The organism is Tautonia sociabilis, assembly GCF_003977685.1.
GTDB classification, from domain to species: Bacteria; Planctomycetota; Planctomycetia; order Isosphaerales; family Isosphaeraceae; genus Tautonia; species Tautonia sociabilis.
The window spans coordinates 30,211-49,004 of record NZ_RYZH01000037.1; the positions used below are offsets into that span (position 1 = coordinate 30,211).

Below are 18,794 nucleotides of genomic sequence, written 5' to 3' on the forward strand. Positions count from 1 at the left end.
CTGCCAGCCCCCGCCGATCATCGCCGCCGTGATCTCGGCGAGAGCGGCCGGACCACGTCCCGGAACTCGGCCTCGACCTCTCGGGCGACTCGCTCCAGATCCTCGTCGGTCCAGTCGGCCGGGCCGGGGCCGAAGGCCTGCTCGGCGATCGGGTCGTCGTCGATCCCCTCGAACTCCCGGAGCCAGGTCTCGACCTCCTTGGGAGGGAGGATGTCCGGCCGGTCGGCCTTCTCCTTTCGGTTCGGCACCGGGGCGGCCCGCCGGGGGGGGCTCCGGAGCGCGTCCAGGAAGTCGAGGAACTCGTCGGCCGGGATCGAGGCCGCCCGCCGGCGCTCGGCGGCCCTCCGGATCCGGCGGTCGGTCGAGACGACCGACAGCGACCTCGGGGCCGAGTCCCGGGCGATCAGCAGCTCGATCCGGGAGTCCGCGTCCTCGTCCTCGATCGCATAGATGATGGTCATCCCCTTGTGCGACGACTCGGGGGGCTGATTCAGTGGCAGCGAGGAGGCGTCGAAGACCACGGTCGTCTGGACGGCTCGCTCGGGTCCGAGGGCGTCGGCCAGGTCGTTGAGGAACCGGTGGCGGGCGCGGCGCAGGCCGTCGGGGCCGAAGCGGCGGTTCATCCGCCCGGCGGCGTGCATCAGGTTGTAGCCGTCGATCAGCAGCCGCATCGGACCGGCTCCCCCGGCTTCCGGGGCGGGGGCCGGACGCCCGGCCCTCCTCCATCAAGGATAGACGAGGGGCGGTCTTGCGGCAAATCGAGCCGGCGGTCGGGTCAGTCGGCCCAGCGGCGGAGGACCGCCTCGTCGATCGTCGGGAACGTCTCGATCAGCGTCGAGACCCCCACGATCTCCAGTGCCGTGGCCACCGGGGCCGAGGCCTGCGCCAGCCGGAGGCCTCCTCCGAGCCGCTGGAGCCGGAGGTGGTGGGCCATCAGCAGCCCGATCGCCCTCCCGGAGAGCCCGACCAGCGGCGCCAGGTTCAGCACGATCCGGGGGGCCGGTCCCGGCCGGTCCAGCAGCTCGTCGAGGCGGAGTCGGATCGCCTCGATCGTCGGCTCGTCATCCAGGCGGGGCACGGTTGGGGAGAGCACGAGGACCCCCTCGATCCGCTCCGATCGCAGGACCGGGTTCGTGTCGATCGTCTCCTCGGCCGTCCCGTCGCGGTCTGGCCCGGGGGGGATCGCCACCGAGTCCGGCTGGTCGAGGTCGGGGCCCCACTCGGAGAGGATCGACTCGACGACCGAGGCGTCGGCGTCGGCGGGCTCGAAGCGGAACGGGCCGATCTCGAAGGTCGAGCCGGGGCGGATCGGGGAGGACTCTCCCCGGATCGTCCGGCCGTCGAGGGTCGTCCCGTTGGTCGAGCCAAGGTCCTCCAGGACGAGCCGGCCTCCCCGCTCGCCGATCCAGGCGTGGGCCCGGCTGACGGCCCGGTTGCGGACCCGGACCTCGCAGGGAGCCTCGCGGCCGATCCGGAGCCCCTCGGGGGGAATCGGCAGGACGCCCATCACCGTCCCGTCGCGCCGGATGGTCAGCGAGAACCGGGGAGGGGCGGGGTCGGCCTCCTCGTCGTCGGCCGGATCGGCCTGAGCCTCCTCGGGGAGGACCGGCTCTTCGGGTCGTCGGCGGTTGAGTTCGCCGAGGATCTCGGAGGGGAGCCGGGGGCCGCCCCGCGGCCAGGGGCCAGCCAGGGCGGCGGCCAAGTCGGGGGCAATCTCGATCCGGCGGTCGAGGCCGGAGAGCTCCAGGAGCCGGCCCAGCTCGGCCCCGACGCGACAGAGCTTCAGCCGGCCGCCGGGAGTCTCCCGGCAGTGGCGGTCGAGGGCCGCCAGGATCTCGAGGACCTGGCTGGAGACCCGCCCGACGTTGGCCACGGCGAGCACGATCCGGCCGCATCCCGAGGCGCAGAGGTCGCGGACTTCACGGCGGAGCTCGTCGATGGGCCCCTCGCCGAGGAGCTGGGAGTCGAGCAGGTGGGCCACCGCCACGTCTCCCCGCAGCTCGACCTTGATCCGCTTCCAGCCGGCCTGAGGGGCGGTGGCGGACCCGTCGCCGGCCCGCTTCCGGTGATGGTGCGGGGCCGGGCCCGGGTCGAGGCGGCGGACCAGGGAGAGGGCCTGCGGCTGGGGCCGGGGACGGTCGCCGTCGAGTCGGGCGGCGATCCAGTCCTCGATGCGGCGGTCAGCCTCGCGGTCGGCGAGGAGCCGGGCGCGGACGTCGTCCGGCCCGACGGCGGCCAGGCCGGCCGCCGGGGTGATTGCGCGGTCCATCCTCACGCTCCCCGTCGGGAAGTCATTGGGTTCCGAGGGGCCCGGCGACGCTCGGCCGGGCCTCCGCTCGGGAGCCCGCGGCGTGCGAGCCCCACGTGGAAGATCAGCGAGATCCGGCCGGCGATCGTCCCGGCTTTTTCCGGCCCTGTCGACCGATCGCGACACGAGGCGGGTCAGGCCTCGGGGCCGAGGCGGTAGCGGACCTCGCCGTTGACGATGACGGTGTGGGCCCGCCCGACCACCTCCCAGCCGGCGAAGGGGGTATTGCGGCTCTTGGAGCGGGAGCGCTCGGGGTCGATCGTCCAGCGGGCGTCGGGGTCGAGGATGGTCACGTCGGCATCCATGCCGGGGCGGAGGCTCCCCTTGCGGTGGTGCAGGCCGAGCAGCTCGGCCGGGGCGGCGGTAAGCATGCGGATGGCCGCCGGCCAGTCCAGGAGGCCGGGGCCGATCAGGTGGGTGACGACCAGCGGCACCAGCGTCTCCAGGCCGATGATGCCGAAGGGGGCGAGGTTCAGCTCCCTCGCCTTCTTCTCGGGAGCGTGCGGGGCGTGGTCGGTGGCGAGGACCTCGATCGTGCCGTCGACCAGCCCCTCGATCACGGCGTCCACGTCGGCCTTCGTTCGCAGGGGAGGATTCATCTTGAAATGCGAATCGAACGATTCGAGGCGGTCGTCCGTCAGGGTGAAGTGGTGGGGGCAGGCCTCGGCGGTGACGCGGACGCCCCGACGCTTCCCCTCGCGCACCAGCTCGACGGCCCGGGCGGTGGAGATGTGCTGGATGTGCAGCCGGCCGCCGGTGACCTCCGCCAGGCGGATGTCCCGGGCGACCATGATGTCCTCGGCCTCCGGGGGCATGCCCGGGATCCCCAGGCGCATCGACTGGAAACCGCCGTTCATCACGCCGCCCTCGGTCAGCTCCATGACCTGGCAGTGCTGCATGATCACCTTGTTGAACATGCTGGCATATTGCAAGGCCCGCTTCATCAGGGCGGGGTTGGCGACCGGGGCGCCGTCGTCGGTGAAGGCGACGGCGCCGGCCTCGACCAGCCGGCCCAGCTCGGCCAGCTCGCCCCCGGTGCGGCCCTTGCTGACGGCGCCGACGGGGTAGACGTTGCACTTCTTCGCCCGCTTGGCCTGGAGCACGATGTACTCGACCCCCGCCGGGGTGTCCAGCGGCGGGAGGGTGTTGGGCATGCAGGCCACGGTGGTCACGCCGCCGGCCAGGGCGGCGTCGGCGCCGGTGGCGATCGTCTCGTCCTCCTCGTTGCCGGGCTCGCGGAGGTGAACGTGGCAGTCGATCAGCCCGGGGCAGACGACCAGGCCGGCCGCGTCGATGACCTCGTCGGGCCTTGCGTTGGCGGGAGCCTCTCGGCCGACGGCGAGGACCTTGCGGTCGTGGAGCCAGACGTCGAGGGTCGCGTCGAGCCCCTGGGCCGGGTCGATCACGCGGCCTCCCCTGATGTGGATCGTGCTCACGGCTGGCTATCCTTCTCGGCGGCTCGGGGCCGGCGGCGCCGGCGCGGCGGACTGGGGATCCCGACGGGATGACTCACTCGGCCTTCGAGGCGCCCGGGCCCCGGCCGCTGACGAGGTAGAGCACCGCCATCCGGACGGCCAGGCCGTTGGTCACCTGGTCGAGGATGGCGGAGTTCGGCCCGTCGGCGACCTCGGGGGTCAGCTCGACCCCCCGGTTGATCGGCCCGGGAGCCAGTAGCAGCAGGTCGGGCTTGGACCGCTCCAGGCGCTCCCGAGTCATCCCGTAGAAGTAGAAGTACTCGGAGACGGAGGGGAAGAGCCCCTTCTGCTGGCGCTCGAACTGGATGCGGAGGACGTTGACCACGTCGAGCCGGGGGAGCACCTCGTCGAGGTGGTGGGCGACCTCGCAGCCGAGCGCCTCGAAGCCCCGGGGGACGAGCGTCGGGGGCCCGCACAGGATGACCTTCGCGCCAAGCTTGGTCAGGCCCCAGATGTTCGACCGGGCGACCCGGGAGTGGGCGATGTCGCCGACCAGCCCGACGGTGAGCCCTTCAATCCGGCCCTTCTTGCGGCGGATGGTCATCAGGTCGAGCAGCCCCTGGGTGGGGTGCTCGTGGGCGCCGTCTCCGGCGTTGATGACCGAGGAGCGGACGTGCTTGGACAGCAGCTGCGGGGCGCCGGAGATGGAGTGCCGGATGATCATCACGTCGCAGCCCATCGCCTCGATGTTCCGGGCGGTGTCGATGAACGACTCCCCCTTGGAGAGGCTGGAGGTGCTGGCGGCGAAGTCCTGCACGTCGGCCGAGAGGCGCTTGGCCGCCAGGCTGAAGCTGGTGCGGGTGCGGGTGGAGTTCTCGAAGAAGAGGTTGAAGACGACCTTCCCCTGCAGGGCGGGAACCTTCTTGCGGGGGCGGTCGGAAACCTCGGCGAAGGAGTCGGCCGTGTCGAGGATGGCGGTGATCTCGCCGGCCGACAGGTCCTCCAGGCCGAGCAGGTGGCGGCGGGTCCAGGACGGGGTCGCGGCCGGACTCGGCGCCTCGCCGGTCGGGGCCGGGGGGGTGCTCACGGCGGTTGCTCCTTCGCCGGGGGTGGTCGGTCGGTCGATCGGCAGGGCAGGCGAGCGGTCGGTCGGATCCGATCAGGTCAGCAGGGGGCGGGACCGACCCGGACGACCTCGTCGTCGGGGTCGATCGGCCGGAGACGGACCTCGATGCGCTCCTCCGGGGAGGCCGCGACGGCCGCCCCGGCGTAGTCGGCCCGGATGGGCAGCTCGTGCCCCCCGCGGTCGACCAGGACCGCCAGGCGGACCCGGGCCGGCCGCCCAAGGTCGCAGACGGCATTCATCGCCGCCCGCACGGTTCGGCCGGTGTGCAGCACGTCGTCGACCAGCACCACCTCGGCGCCGTCGACCTCGAAGGGGATGTCGGTCCCCTTCAGAACGGGCCAGTGCCCTTGCAGGCCCAGGTCGTCCCGGTAGAGGGTGATGTCGACGGCCCCGACCGGCACGCCGTCGCCGATCAGCGCGGCCAGCCGATCGGCGATCGGCACCCCTCGGGTCCGGATGCCGACCAGGAGCAGCGGAACACCGGGGATCCGGCCCTCGGCCACCTGCCGGGCGACCCGGTCGAGCAGGGCTCCCAGCTCGTCGGAGCCGAAGAGCCTCGATTCGGCCCGTGCCATGATGCGTCGACCTCGCCTCGCGTCGCGTCGCGCTGCCGCCGGGCCCGCCGCCCGGTCGGTGCGATCGTATCCTCGGGCCCTCCCGCCGACAAGCAGAACGGCCGCGATCGGGACGGGCCCGGGGGGCAGAGGAGAACGGCCGGCGCCGGGGAGGTCGGTGGGGTCGTGACCCGGCGCCGGCCGAGGGGGATGTGACTGGAGACATCCTAGGAGGCGTCGGGATCGGCTTCCCCCCGGATTCTCGGAAACCTGGGTAAAGATTGCGTGTGCCCGGCCCGGTGCGCGGTCGGTGCGCTGGGACCAGACGCGGAACCTTCGCCGTTTGTCCCATCTGGGAAACGGGTTGCGGCGGGCCGAGTCCGGCGGATTGGGTTCGTTTCGCGCCGGTGCGCCGGGCTTCGATCGCCGGGCTCCTCCCGTCCGCAACGGTCCGATTCCGGGGAGCTGGGGCCGAGGAGACTCCGGGTCCGGGGGGCCTCCGATGCGGGGGCTTCCCCCTTCCGTCACCCCCAAGCCGGCCGATCGTCGGTCCCGGATCCCGGGATCGGACCCGCCCGGACGGGGGCGTTCCCGAGGCCGGTGCGCCGATCGGTGCGCTGAATCACGCCGGAGGGCCATCGACGCATTCTCTTGCAAAATCATTGGTTGCGCTTCAAAGCGGCGATCGCGTTGGGTTCGCTCCGCGCCGAGAGGACCGCGCGTCGAGGGGAGCGTCGCCATCGCCCCGGACCGGCCGGGCGGCGGCCGGGAGCCACCCGATCGTCCCGGTGATCGCCCCGATCGGGAGCGTGAATGATGGGATGCGAATTGCCAAGGAAACGCGGCCGGTCGGGCAGCAGGCTCGACGAGGGGGCCGAGCGAGCTTGCTGGCAAGATCTTCGGGGAAGGCGAGGGCGATCGTCAGGGAATCGGACCTGAAGGGGGGTGAGGGCGGGGATCGGGCACCTCCCGGATCGTCGGGACGAGCGGGAGAGGAGCCGGAGGCCGGTGATCGAGGAGGGGACGATCCCGAGGATCCGGGGATCTCGGTTCTCGGTTCTCGGTTCGTGCAAGGGTCGGGGAGGCTGGGGGGCGAGTCGCTCCCGGCCTCCCCGGGAGGGCGTCCTCCGCCGATCAAGAGATCGGGGATTCAGTCGGCGGGCGGGTTGGCGGAGTCGAACAGGGTGCCGAGGAGCGAGAGTACGGCTTCGGTAATCTTGGAGGCGGCGCCGACTTCGAGGTAGCTGGAGCGGGCTCGCCAGGTTTCGTAGCCGCCGAGCTTGTGCTGGGCCTCGGTGGGGAGGTAGCCGTTGTAGCCGTTGGCCAGCGAGATGGTGAAGGTGCGGGGGAAGGGGCTTTCTCGCTTGATCTGGAGGCCGATCTCGACGAAGACCTCGCAGGGGATGGCGGCGATGCCGAGGTCGCCGATGCGGAGGGCCTGGATGGTGGCGGGGACGGTTTCGGGGTACTCGGCCAGCAGGAGCGTCTCCCGGGCGTAGATTTCCTCGAGCGTGCGCATGACGGGGCCGCTGGCGGCGTCGAGGATGGACCGGGCGCGGGAGAGGTCCTCCTCGGAGGGAAGGCGGACGCCGAGCTGAAGCTCGGTGGTGCGGGCGTCGAGGGTCAGGTCGGAGCGGTAGTCGAGCGACTTCGAGACGCGGACGGCCTCCTCGGCCAGCTCGTTGGCGACGAGGCGCATCTGCTCGTAGGGCTCGAGCCGGGCTCGGGGCTCCCGGAAGTTGATGTTGTTGATGTCGCCGCTGGTGCCGTTGGACATGATGCCGACGAAGGGGGGGTCGAGGCGGTCGGCCTCGAGGAGCTGGGCGACCCGGTCGGCGAACATGCCGAAGTAGTCGGCCGAGACGTCGCCTCCAGAGGCGGTGCCGCCGACGTAGTGCAGCGAGTAGTTGGCCAGCAGCGCAATCGGGCGGCCGGCGACCGATCGGACCGAGAGGATGGAGACCTCGGGGTCGATCGGGCCGGCGGGCCGGTCGAGGTCGGGGCTGCCGGCGGGCGGGTTCATCTTCACCAAGTCGGTGCCGCCGAAGGGGTCCGGCAGCGCGGTGCCGGGCTTCATATGCCAACGGCGGTTGAAGACCTGGCGGTCGTTCGAGCCGGCGCCGGAGCCGACCTCGGCCGGCTCCAGGTTGTTCAACGCCCGTCGGACGCCATCGCTGATGCGACGGGAGAGGAACTCGGGGTAGCCGGCGACGGTCTCGCTCTGGAAGACGGGGGCGCAGGTGGGGCAGCTATGAGAATGCGTGGCCGAGATCAGGACGTGATCGGGGGGGATCCCCGTGGCCTCCTCGATCTGGGCCTTGGCGTCGAGGACGATCTGCCGGGGGATCATGCAGAGGTCGCAGACGACGAGGGCCAGGCGGGAGCGGCCGTCGTCGAGCACGAGGCAGCGGGCGTGCAGCTCGTCATGGATGGTGGAGGCGGAGCGGTCGGTCATGCCGCCGTTGAGCGAGGAGCCGAGCGGGGGGGAGATGTTGCTGGTGGCGGCGCCGGCCCGCAACGGGCCGGGGTCGTCGGCGCGGGCCGAGGGGCTGGCCAGGGCGATCAGGAGGGCCGCAGCCGGCGCGATGGCCCGGGCCAGCGGCGAGGAGCGGGGGGGGATTCGGGTCATGGTGGGGTCTCCAGGGTCCTGCCGGGACGACTCCGCATCGGTCGGCCCCGGGGCGTGGCGCCCAGTGTCCCGGGGGGTTGCGGGGGATGCAAGCGTCCGGCCAGGGGAGGCAGAGGGGGATCATTCGGCACGGAGGCGGACGACGCGGTCGACCTCGGCGGAGGCGCCGATGGCCTCGAAGAGTTCGAGGGCCTCGGCGAGGGCGAGGGATCGGGAGGGGTCGCGGGGGAGGGCGTGGCGGGCCAGTTCGGTGAGGGCTCGGGCGTGCTCGAAGGGCATGCTGAGGCGTTCGGCCTCGGCGACGGCGGCCCGCCAGTTTCGTCGGGCGGCGCGGTGGCGGCCGGAGAGCCAGCGGGCGAGGCCTCGGCAAAGGCGGGCGCGGGGGCGGGCGATGGGGAAGACGCCGGCGAAGCGTTCCAGGGCGGAGCAGGCCAGGAGGGCCCGGCGGCGGAGGTCGGCCGGGGCCGGGGAGCCGGAAGCGACGTGGCGTTCCCAGCACGAGAGGAGCACCTCGGCGGTGCCGGCGTAGCCTTCGAGGTTGTAGTTGACGATCGGGCGGGCGCGGAGGATCAGCGCCAGGGTTTCCTCAGCGGCGGCGAGGGCTTCGGCCTCGCGGCCGAGGTGCCAGCGGACGAGGGCGAGGAAGCCGAGGCCGAGGATGGCGTCGGCGCGGTCGACGCCGGGGCTGCGGAGCGTGGGCGAGCTTTCGAGCAGCGCGGCGGCGCGGTCGACCTGGCCGAGCCGGAAGAGGTTCTTGGCCAGGCCGTTGCGCCACCAGATCTCGGCCTGGGGGTGGCCGCGTTCCCGGGCGATGACGCCCATCGCGTCGAACCCCGAGGCGCCGGAGTGGTAGTTGCCGCGGAAGTACTCCAGGCGGGCGAGTTCGCCGACGCTTTCTTCCCAGCGCCGCCAGTCGCCGAGGCGGTCGTTGACCGCGACGGCTCGGGTCAGCGCCTGTCGGCTGGGCTCCCAGCGGCCGACGCCGAGCCAGTAGATGCCGGTCAGCTCGGAGACCCAGGCGTCGGTGGCGGGGTCGCCGATGGTGTCGGCGGCGTCGCGGGCGCGGCGGCTGTAGACCTCGGCCAGGCGGTGGGCGGGCACGAGGCTGGCGGCGATGCACATGGTGGCATACGAGCGGGCCAGCTCGGGGGAGGGGCCGGCCCCCTCGGCCAGGTTCAGGGCGCGGAGCGCGGCGAAGACGCCGCCGGCGGTGTCCTGGGCATAATAGGAGATCTGGCCGAGCACGTCGTAGGAGACGGCCAGGCGACGAAGCTCGGCCGGGTCGCCCTGGCCCTTGCCGATGAGCCAATTGGGGAAAAGGCGTCGGGAGGCCTGGAGCGCGAGCTGCCGGCCGTAGGCCAGGGCCAGCGGGGCGGGCCCCTCGGGCATCGGCCGGCCGAGCCGGCGGAGGGCGTTGAGGATGTGCCGCTTGCTCTCGGCGGTCCGGCCGAGGTCGAGGTAGGCGCGGCCCAGGAGCCCTTCCCAGTGGGCCAGGCGGCCGGAGTCGACGCCAGCGGGGTCGGTGGCGGCCAGGCGGAGGGCTTCCTCGAGGAAGCGGGCGGCCTCGGTGGCGGAGCCCCCGCGTAGGGCCTGCTCTCCGGCGCGTTCCAGGTAGGAGAGGGCGCGGTCGATCACCTGCGCCCGTCCCCAGTGGTGGGCAAGCAGGGGGTAGTAGGGGGAGAGTTCGCCGGTGGAGCTCCGCTCCAACCAGAGGGCCACGCGCCGGTGCAATCGGCGGCGGTGGGCGAAGAGGAGCAGGTCGTAGGCGACTTCCTGGGTGACGACGTGCTTGAACAGGTACGACAGGTCGGGCTCGGCGGGGCCGCGGTAGGTGAGGTCCTGGTGTTCGAGGGCGTCGAGGTGGCGGGGAAGGGCGGGGCGTTCCTGCTCGAACGGGAAGATGTCGGAGAGGAGGCGGTAGGGGAACTGGCGGCCGATGACGCTGGCGACCTTCAGGGTCATCTGCTGGGCCGGGGGGAGGCGGTCGATGCGGTCGGTGATCAGGCCGCGGAGGGTGTCGGGGACCGAGACGTCCTGGGGGTCGAAGTCGGGGGGAAGGCGGCAGCAGCCCCCCTCGATGAGGATCTTGCCCGAGTCTCGGAGGGACTGGATCAGCTCCTCGATAAAGAGGGAATTGCCCTGCGCCTTGCGGCGGATGAGCGTGCGCAGGGGGGCGGGGATCTCGTCGACCCCCAGGCGGGAGCGGGCCAGGGCGATCGCGTCGTCGCGGTCGAGGGGCTCGAGCCGGAGCAGGACGCGGGCCGGGTCGGTCATGAGGGCGTCCAGCTCCTCGGGGCGGGCCTCCCGCACGGGGCGGGTGGAGAGCAGCAGCAGCAGGCCGCCGATCCGGGCGCGGACGATCGAGGCGGTGAGGGCCCAGGAGGCGGAATCGAGCCAGTGGCCGTCCTCCAGGACGATGACGGTGGGGCCGTCGCGGTCGATGGCCTCTCGGAGCAGCGTGACGATCAGGTCCCGGGTGTTCTCGGCTCGGACCGGGCCGGAGAGGGGGGCGGTGATCTCGGTGTCGGGCTCGTCGAGGGCGAGGATCGGGTTGAGCAGTGGCAGGAGGTCTAGCCGGCCTGGGGAGGCCGCCAGTCGGGTGCGGACGTGATCGAGGCGGGAGCGGGAGTCGTCATCCGGGCCGACGCCGAGGAGCCGGGCGACGATGGGCCGCCAGGCGAAGTAGGCGGTCGAGCGTTCGACCGCCTCGGCGGCCCCGCCGCGCACGACCAGGCCGCGCTGGCGGGCGCGCCGGGAGAACTCGGCGATGAGGCGGGACTTGCCGATCCCCGGTTCCCCTTCGAGGATCACCGGGCGGCCCCGGCCGTCTCCCACGGCGTCGAGCAGGCGTTCGAGCTGGTTGAGCTCGGCCACCCGGCCGACGAACGGCCGGAGGGCGCGGCCGAGGGCCTCGCCGAGCGGCCGGAAGGGCTCCACGAAGAGGGAGGTGCTGCCGGAGCCCTCGGGACGGGGCTCGATCGCTCGGACGGGCCGGCCGACGGCGACGGGGTCGGCCTTGCCCTTGACGGTGATCGGCCCGAGGAGCTGGAACTCGACCCGGTCGGCGGCGGCTCGGATGGTTTCGGCGTCGCACCGGATGGCCCCGGGCTCGCCGGACTGGAGGGCCGCCTGCATGAGCCGGGCGGAGAGGTTCACGACGTCGCCGATGATGGTGTATTCCCGTCGGCTCGAGCCGCCGATCTCGCCGCAGTAGGCCAGGCCGGTTGTGACGCCGACGGCGCAGTCGACGCCGAGCTTCCGCAGCCGATCGACCAGTTCCAGGGCGGCTCGGGAGCCTCGGGCGGGGTCGTCCTCGTGGGCCAGGGGAGGCAGGCCAAGCGCGGCGACGAGGGTGATCCCCTTGTCGTCGACGCTGAGCTTGTTGACGCTGCCCTCGAAGCGGTAGATCGCCTCCTGGAGGGTGCGCATGACGCACTGGATGCGGTCGAGGTCGCCCGGGGCGGTGCGGTTCAGGCCGGGGAGGTTGACGAAGAGGACGGTGATCCGGCGCAGCTCGGAGAGCCAGCCGGTCTGGCCGGCCTCGAGGCGGGAGCGGATGGCGCCGGGGACGTAGCCGAGCAGCCCGGGGGCCGCCTCGGGAGCGGGGCAAGGGCGGGTCAAGGGCCAGAGAGGCAAGGGGTTCTCGACCCGATCGAGCCGGACGAAGCCCTCGTCGAGGGGGGTGGCCAGGCAGTGGCGGCGGACCTGTCGCCAGACCTCGGGGGCGAGGATGACGTCCTGCTGGCCGGATCGGGCCCGGTGCTCGGCCTGGGCCATGCGGCCGAGCGGATCGCCGACGATCATCATTTCCCAGCGGTCGAAGACGCCGCCGACGTGGAGGGCGAGCAACTGGCCGAGGGCGATGCCGACCTTGGAGGTGAGGGTCACGCCCTCGGCGGCGGGGAAGGCTCCTAGGGTGCGCTGGATGGCCAGGCCGCACTGGACGGCGTGCAGGGAGGCGTTGCGGATGGGCTCTTCGTCGCTGGAGCGGAAGAGGGCGACGAGGGCGTCTCCGGCGAGCTTGAGGACGTCGCCGCCGTGGGCCTCGATCAGGGCGATGAGGCGGGAGAAGTAGGCGTTGAGCAGCCGGCTGAGCTCCTCGGCGCCGTCGGGGCCGCGGTCGGCGAGGCGTTCGGTGAGGGCGGTGAAGCCGGAGATGTCGGTGAAGAGGACGACGCCAAGGACCCGCTCCAGTTCCTGCCGGATCCGCCGGGGGTTGGCGGCGAAGCGGCGCAGGACCAGCGCGGGGACATACGGGGCCAGCGTCTCGATGGGAGGCGCCATGACGACTGCGGCGGCGTCGGGCCGGGGAGGGGGTCGAGGGGGGGCCTCCGCGACCGATCTCGAGGCCCGACGACCCGGCCCGGCTGCGCTACCCTCCCGAGGTCGGAACCGCGTCGGCAGCCTCGAGCCGGGCGGTTCGGACGGGAAACGGACCTGGCCGGGCCGACCCGACCGGCGCGGCCCGCAATCCGGGGACGATCGCGCGGGGCCGGCGGGGCCGGCCGCCGGGGGCGATTACCAGCTGGCCTTCTTCAGGCCGGGGATCTTCCCCTCGTGGGCCAGCTGGCGGAGCATGATCCGGGAGATGCCGAACTTGCGGTAGTTGCCGCGCGAGCGGCCGGTCAGGGCGCACAGGCGGCGGTGGCGGACCGGGCTGGAGTTGCGGGGCAGGCGGGCCAGGGCGGCGTAGTCGCCGGCCTCCTTCAGCGCCTTGCGGCGCTCGGCGTACTTGGCCACCAGCTCTTCGATGCGTTTCATCTTCTCGACGCTGGACTTCGAGGCCATCTCGGCCCTCCGAATCGGGATCGCGATCTGCCGCCCCGGGCGGCCTTGGCTCCGTGCGGGCCATGCCCGGCGACCCGGCGTGAACATCCGAATTGGACCATCATACCCGACGCCTTGGGCGGCTGGGAAGATGGCTCCCGATCGAGCGATCGGGATGGCGGAGGGAAGAGGGTGGGGGCGGGGGCGGAGCCGTCGGGAGCCGGCCCCCGTTGCCCGGAGTGGCGGGCCGGTTACATCCGCTCGACGACCTCGATGCCGAGCAGGTCGAGCCCGAAGGCGAGGGTGCGGCCGGTGAGGTCGCAGAGGGCCAGGCGGCTGTCTCGGCGTTCGGGAGACTCGGCCTTGAGCACGGGGCACTCCTCGAAGAAGGAGCTGAAGAGGTTGGCCAGGCCGAACAGGTAGTCGGTCAAGACGTTGGGCTTCAGCTCGGCCGCGGCGACGTCGAGCGTCTCGGGCAGGCGGAGCAGGGCGAGGCCGAGGGCGCGCTCGGCCGGGTGGGTGATGAAGATGGGGGGGCGGGCCCGGCGGATGGCCTCGGGGGTGGTCTCCCCCTTGCGGAAGATGGAGCGGGTGCGGGCGTAGGCGTACTGGAGGTAGGTCGCGGTGTTGCCGTTCATGGCGACCATCTTGTCCAGGTCGAAGACGTAGTCGCTCAGGCGGTTCTGGGAGAGGTCGGCGTACTTGACGGCGCCGATGCCGACGACCTCGGCGATGCGGGCGCGCTCCTGCTCGGGCAGGTGGGCGCTGTTCTCGTCGACGACCTCGCGGGCCTTGGCGACGGCCTCGTCCAGCAGGGATTCGAGCCCGACGACGTCGCCGGAGCGGGTCTTGAAGGGCTTGCGGTCGCGGCCGAGGATGGTGCCGAAGGCGACGTGCTCGAAGTCGACGGAGGAGTAGCCCCAGGAGCGGGCGACGTCGAAGACCTGCTTGAAGTGGTCCGCCTGGCGGCTGTCGACGACGTAGAGCAGGCGGTCGGCGTCGAACTCCTCTTCGCAGTATTTGATTTTGGCGAGGTCGCTGGTGGCGTAGGTGAAGGCGCCGTCGCGCTTCTGGACGATCATGGGGGCCGAGGTGGCCTCGGTGAAGACGACGGTGGCCCCCGCGCTGGTCTGGGCGATCCCCTTGGCCTTCAGGTCGGCGACGACCTCGGGGAGCATGGCGTCGTAAAAGCTCTCGCCGAGCTGGACGTCGAACTTCACGCCGAGGCGCTGGTAGATCCCCTCCAGGGCTTCGAGGCAGTGGGGCATGAACCGCTCCCAGAGCTTGCGGTTCTCCGGGTCGCCGGCGTGGAGCTTGGCGGTTTCCTCGCGGGCGGCCTCGGCGACGGCGAGGGCCTCGGCGACGGCGGCTTCGGCCTGCGGGCGGGAGAGGCCGGAGTCGCCGAAGAGCCGGGCGAAGAGGGCGGCGGCCTCGTCGGGCTTGCCCTGGGACTCCAGGGCTTGGACCTTCGCCAGCCTGGGGCCGAGGTCCTCGGCCGGCTTCATCTTCGCGGCGGCCAGGCGGTAGAGGCGGGCGAGCTCGCCGACGGGGTCGCGCTCGAAGGCGTCGCGGTCCAGGTGGTGCTTCCAGCCCCAGAGGATCTGGCCGAACTGGAGGCCCCAGTCGCCGAGGTGGTTGTCTCGGATGACCTTGTGCCCCTGGGCGGCGAGGATGCGGGAGAGGCTCTCGCCGATGACGGTCGAGCGGATGTGGCCGACGTGCATCGGCTTGGCGACGTTGGGCGAGGAGTAGTCGATGATGATCGTCTCGGGGTCGTCGACCGGCTCGACGCCGAGGCGGTCGTCGGCGAGGAGGTCGCCCAGCGCGGCCGCGATCCAGTCCTCGATCAGCCGGACGTTGAGGAAGCCGGGGCCGGCGACCTCGGGAGGGCCGGCCATCGGCGACAGGTCGACTCGGGAGGCGACCTCGGCGGCGAGCTCTCGGGGGTTGCGGCCGAGGGCCTTGGCGGCGGCCATGCAGCCGTTGGCCTGGTAGTCGCCGAACCTGGGGTCGGTGCTCGGGCGGACCGCCTGGGAGAAGGCGTCGGCGGAGAGGCCCTCGGGGGCGGCGTCGGCGAAGGCCCGGCGCAGGCGGTTCAGGATGTTCATGGTCGACCGGGGCGTCTCGGTGCGATGCGAAGAGTGCGATTCGGATCGGTTCCAGGTCCGGGTCAGGAGGGCTCACCCGCCGGGCCGGAACCGGGGTCGGCGTCGGCGGCAGGGGAGGCCGGGGAGGCGTCGTCCTTCCAGTCGAGGCGGGGGGCGTCTCCCCAGATGTCCTCGAGGGCGTAGAACGCGCGGGCCTCGTCGGAGAAGACGTGAACGACGAAGTCGCCGTAGTCGATCAGGGTCCAGCGGCCCTCCTCGGAGCCCTCGATGCCGAGCTTGCGCTCGTCGAGCCGCTTCATCTCGTGGTCGATCTCCGAGACGATGGCGTTGGCCTGCCGACGAGAGGGGGCGGTGAGGACCACAAAGTAATCGAACAGCGGGGTCGACTGCCGGAGGTCGAGCAGCTCGATCTCCCGGGCGCGGTTCTCCTCGGCGATCCGGGCGCACTGCCGGGCGAGTTGCAGGGCGCGGGCCTGTCGCTCGGGGGACGACCGCGTCACGGCCGCGGGGGGCACGTCGTCCTGCACGTCGTGCACCCGGGCTCGGCGGGGGAGCAAGGGGATCTTGCCTTCGGGCTGCTCGGGGAACCGGTCGTCGGGCTGGGTCGGGTTGGCGTCGGGCATGGGTCCGCCAGTCGGGGATCGGGCCGCTTCGGGGCGGTGGGAATCGATCGGAATTCGATACGAGGCCGACACGCGGCCGAGCGATCCGTTCGGATCCGTGCCGCCACATTTTATCAGGGCAAGGGCGATCCGGCCATGTCTGGGCCGAGGGGGACGGGTCGAATCGAGAGCGTGGCAAACGATTGTGACTGGAGGCGGCCGGATTCTCGATAGTCTTGTCGAGGGCGCCGCGGCGACGACGGCCGTTGCCGGGCCCCGAACCCGATCTTGAACCCGAACCCGAACCCGAACCCGACCGGGAGCCCCCGCGATGATCCCCGCGCTGGCCCGATGGGCCGACGATCGCGACGCGAGGCGGGCCGACCGGCTCCGGCGTTCGCTCGGCCGGATGCGCTGGCTGATCAGCTGGGAGCGTCGGGGGGACGGCCGGTGGGTCGCCCGGCTCTCCTGCCCGGAGCTGCCCGAGACGGTCGCCCGCTGCGGCCGGTCGCGCTGCGAGGCGGCCCGGCGGGCCGCCCGCGTCCTGTCGCTGCGGCGAGGCGCGGACGGCCCCCGAGCGGCGCAGGCCGGGCACCGCCCCTGACCGCCAACGGCCGAGCCGCCGGGCCCGAACCCGACCAACCCCCTGGAGTGACCGCTCATGTCCCTGACGCCCCGCCGAGTGCCCCTCGGCCCGATCGGCGTCCGCGCCGACGAGGCCGGGGCCGACGCCTCCCCCGCCTTCCGCCCCGAGGCTGAGGCGGCCCTGGCCCGATTCCGGGCCCGCCGCGATGAGCTTCAGCGCGGCGTCCGGCGCGGCGAGCTGACCCCGAGAGTCGCCCGCCGCCTGGCCGCCGAGGCCGCCGCCGCCCTGCGCTCGGCCCTCGCCGCCGAGGCCGAGACCTTCAGCCCCACCCCCCGGGCCTTCCTCGACCGGCTGGCCGAGGCCGCCGACGACCGCCGGCGCGCCCGGGAAGCCGCTTCGCTGGAGGCCCTCCAGCGCGAGACGAACCGGCTGCTGCGCGACTCGCTGATCGAGCAGCAGCTCCGCAATCGCGAGGACGAGTTCCGCGCCCGGACCTACACCCGGCGCGTGGCCGGCGGCGACCCGTCCCCGACGCTCGACGGCCTGCTCCGCTTCCACGAGGACGCCTCCCTCGCCGGCGACGAGGCCGCCCTCGAATGGGCCCGACGACAGCTCGAAGCCTTCCGCCCCCTGGCCCCCGACCCCGACGACCAGCGGAAGATCGACCTGGCGACCGACCGCCCCGACCGGGTGAACCCGAGGCTCGTCTCGCGCTACGTCGAGCAGCTCGACGGCGCCCCTCCCGACGACCTGGAGGCGTTCGCCCGGCACGCCCTGGAAGCCCGGGACGCCAACGCCTGCGTGGCCGCCTTCGTGCTCGCCCGACAGGCCCCCGAGGGGACGGCCCTCGGCCTGGTCCGACAGGTGCTCGACGGCCTCTCCCAGTTCCCCGACGCCGCGATCGCCACCCTGCGCTGCTGGGAGGCCGACGCCCGCTCGGCCGACGCCGCCGCCGCGATCGCGGAGGCCGAACGGGTCGCCAGCATCGCCGAGCAGGAGGCCGCGCTGCCCGGCGTGGCCCCCCCGACCGAGGCCGAGCTCGATCGCCTCGCCCGGATCGAGTCGCTCCCGCTGGCCGCCCCCGACGAGCCGATCGGCCTGGTCCCCGTCCGCCGCGGGCTCTCCCCCGAGGAGTTCCAGACGCTCGAATCGACCTCCCCAGAACCGGCCGACGCCCCTCCGGCCGCCTCCTGATGAGGCCGATTCTCCCCGAAGTCGGACAACGGACGCCCGAGCATGGCCGGCGTCGAGTCACCCCCGCGGCCTCACAGCAATGATTGTTTGTTCACATCATGCGGGGTGGTCCCCGATCGCTCGGATCGGTCACCGTCCCCGGGGGGCCTTGCGGCGCGATCCATCGGATCGGGCGGAAACCGATCAGAGTGTCGCACGGGGTGGGGCCGGGGCGGCTGGGGTCGTGTCGACCCCAGCCCCAACTGCCTCCCGACGCTGGGGTCGACACGACCCCAGCCGTCCCGCCCGTTCGGCGGCTCTCCCTTCGGGTGGGTGCCTCGGATTGTCTTCCACCCGTGTCGAGGCCGACGAGGGCATGGGTTCCGCGGACGGCCCCCGAGGCACCCGAACCCCGGCCACCCGACCGCCCCCCCACGATTCGAGTCCTCAGCGCTCGGTGAACTCGGGCAGCGCTCCGTTCTCAGCCTTCACCCAGTTCTTTGCAATTCCTCTCCTCTTCGCTCTTCTTCTCTTCGTTCTCGCCCAATCACTCCGCCCCGCGCGACGGGGCCAGTGCGAGTTCGACCGGAGTTCGGATCGTGAGCACCCCGACGAGTCCCGGCGACGCCTTACCGTCGTTGTGGCATCATCTCTTGGAGGCGATTGCCCGAGGTCCGATCGCCTGGTCGACCCCGACCGAGCTGGCGGACGCCCTCGGGCTGGACGAGGACGAGACGCTCGATGAACTGGCCTCGATGGATGTCGCGGGCCTGATCGAGGTGTGGGAGCGGCCCGAGGGGATCGTCGTGACGCTCTCATCGCTGTCGGCCGCGCGGCTGGGCGTCCGGCTGGTCGCTCCCGACCCGCTTGCCGACCCCCGTTGGGCCGGCCTGGGAGCCCCGGAGCCTTCCCGGGGGAGAACGTCGTCCGAGGGGAAGGCCGCCGGGGCGGCCGGCATCGAGGCGATCGTCGATCGGCAGCCCGGCCCGGACGTCGAGGCGGAGCGCGGAGAGCCCACTCGCCGGCATGACGCCGGCCACCCCCGGGGAGCCGACGGCCGGGGCGACCTGCCAAGGCCGACTCGGCTCATCGGCACGGGCCTCGTCCCCTGGCCGGGGCCCCAGACCTCCTCGACCTCCCGATGCCCGGCCTGCGGCTCCCGGCTGCTGCCGCCGCAGGCCTATTGCCTGTACTGCGACCGCTGGGGGCTCGACGAGAAGACCCCGACCGCCCCGATCGACCCCAGGAGCCTGGCCCGACAGGCCGAGCGGGATCGCCGCCGACGGCAGGGACGCCGTGACTCCCAGCGTTCGCACCGCGACGATCCCGCCCGACGCCCCGGCTCCCTTCCCCCCGGACGACGGCGACGGCCGGGTTGAACGGCCCAATCGCCATCACGATCACGGCGGGAGGGACCAGAGCGTCTGGGCGGGCGATGTGACCCGCTGAGAGGGACCGGGGAGGCTTGGCGCCGATCGCGCCGAGCCCCGGGACCGGACGCCGATCGACCGGGATCGCCCCGATCC

The 18,794-nt window shown here is 72.8% G+C and carries 13 protein-coding genes; 3 read left to right on the top strand and 10 right to left on the bottom strand.

Features of this window, described 5'->3' with window-relative positions; all coding sequences use genetic code 11:
• Positions 1–17: 17 nt before the first annotated feature.
• From TsocGM_RS17785 to rsfS, 10 genes are all read right to left on the bottom strand, one after another.
• The gene (locus TsocGM_RS17785; protein WP_126726810.1) at positions 18–671 is read right to left on the bottom strand and encodes an NYN domain-containing protein; all 654 of its coding nucleotides are present in this window, start codon (positions 669–671) and stop codon (positions 18–20) included.
• Positions 672–775: 104 nt separating this feature from the next.
• The gene (locus TsocGM_RS17790) at positions 776–2,269 is read right to left on the bottom strand and encodes an STAS domain-containing protein (protein WP_126726811.1); all 1,494 of its coding nucleotides are present in this window, start codon (positions 2,267–2,269) and stop codon (positions 776–778) included.
• Positions 2,270–2,442: 173 nt separating this feature from the next.
• Positions 2,443–3,744, bottom strand: a complete 1,302-nt coding sequence (locus TsocGM_RS17795; protein WP_126726812.1) for a dihydroorotase — start codon at positions 3,742–3,744, stop codon at positions 2,443–2,445.
• 73 nt (positions 3,745–3,817) lie between these two features.
• Complete coding sequence (locus TsocGM_RS17800) at positions 3,818–4,810, bottom strand: aspartate carbamoyltransferase catalytic subunit (RefSeq protein WP_126726813.1); 993 nt, start codon at positions 4,808–4,810, stop codon at positions 3,818–3,820.
• 77 nt (positions 4,811–4,887) lie between these two features.
• The gene (gene pyrR / locus TsocGM_RS17805; RefSeq protein ID WP_126726814.1) at positions 4,888–5,424 is read right to left on the bottom strand and encodes a bifunctional pyr operon transcriptional regulator/uracil phosphoribosyltransferase PyrR; all 537 of its coding nucleotides are present in this window, start codon (positions 5,422–5,424) and stop codon (positions 4,888–4,890) included.
• 1,129 nt (positions 5,425–6,553) lie between these two features.
• Positions 6,554–8,032, bottom strand: coding sequence for a neutral/alkaline non-lysosomal ceramidase N-terminal domain-containing protein (locus TsocGM_RS17810; protein ID WP_126726815.1), 1,479 nt, complete (start codon positions 8,030–8,032; stop codon positions 6,554–6,556).
• Positions 8,033–8,152: 120 nt separating this feature from the next.
• Positions 8,153–12,316 (bottom strand): AAA family ATPase, encoded by a 4,164-nt coding sequence (locus TsocGM_RS27680; protein ID WP_126726816.1) that lies wholly within the window; start codon positions 12,314–12,316, stop codon positions 8,153–8,155.
• Between the two features lie 234 nt (positions 12,317–12,550).
• Positions 12,551–12,820, bottom strand: coding sequence for a 30S ribosomal protein S14 (gene rpsN, locus TsocGM_RS17820; protein ID WP_126726817.1), 270 nt, complete (start codon positions 12,818–12,820; stop codon positions 12,551–12,553).
• Between the two features lie 230 nt (positions 12,821–13,050).
• Positions 13,051–14,907: an arginine--tRNA ligase gene (argS, locus tag TsocGM_RS17825; protein ID WP_126726818.1), complete on the bottom strand. Its 1,857-nt coding sequence runs from the start codon at positions 14,905–14,907 to the stop codon at positions 13,051–13,053.
• Positions 14,908–14,969: 62 nt separating this feature from the next.
• The gene (rsfS, locus tag TsocGM_RS17830; RefSeq protein ID WP_126726819.1) at positions 14,970–15,530 is read right to left on the bottom strand and encodes a ribosome silencing factor; all 561 of its coding nucleotides are present in this window, start codon (positions 15,528–15,530) and stop codon (positions 14,970–14,972) included.
• 310 nt (positions 15,531–15,840) lie between these two features.
• Between rsfS and TsocGM_RS17835 the strand changes: the two genes are divergently transcribed.
• The 3 genes from TsocGM_RS17835 to TsocGM_RS17845 all read left to right on the top strand — a co-directional run bounded on the left by TsocGM_RS17835 (position 15,841) and on the right by TsocGM_RS17845 (position 18,647).
• The gene (locus TsocGM_RS17835; RefSeq protein WP_126726820.1) at positions 15,841–16,113 is read left to right on the top strand and encodes a hypothetical protein; all 273 of its coding nucleotides are present in this window, start codon (positions 15,841–15,843) and stop codon (positions 16,111–16,113) included.
• Between the two features lie 57 nt (positions 16,114–16,170).
• Positions 16,171–17,289, top strand: a complete 1,119-nt coding sequence (locus TsocGM_RS17840) for a hypothetical protein (RefSeq protein WP_126726821.1) — start codon at positions 16,171–16,173, stop codon at positions 17,287–17,289.
• A 578-nt stretch (positions 17,290–17,867) separates the two neighbouring features.
• A complete protein-coding gene (locus TsocGM_RS17845) occupies positions 17,868–18,647 on the top strand; it encodes a zinc ribbon domain-containing protein (protein WP_126726822.1) in 780 nt (259 codons plus the stop codon).
• Positions 18,648–18,794 lie beyond the last annotated feature (147 nt).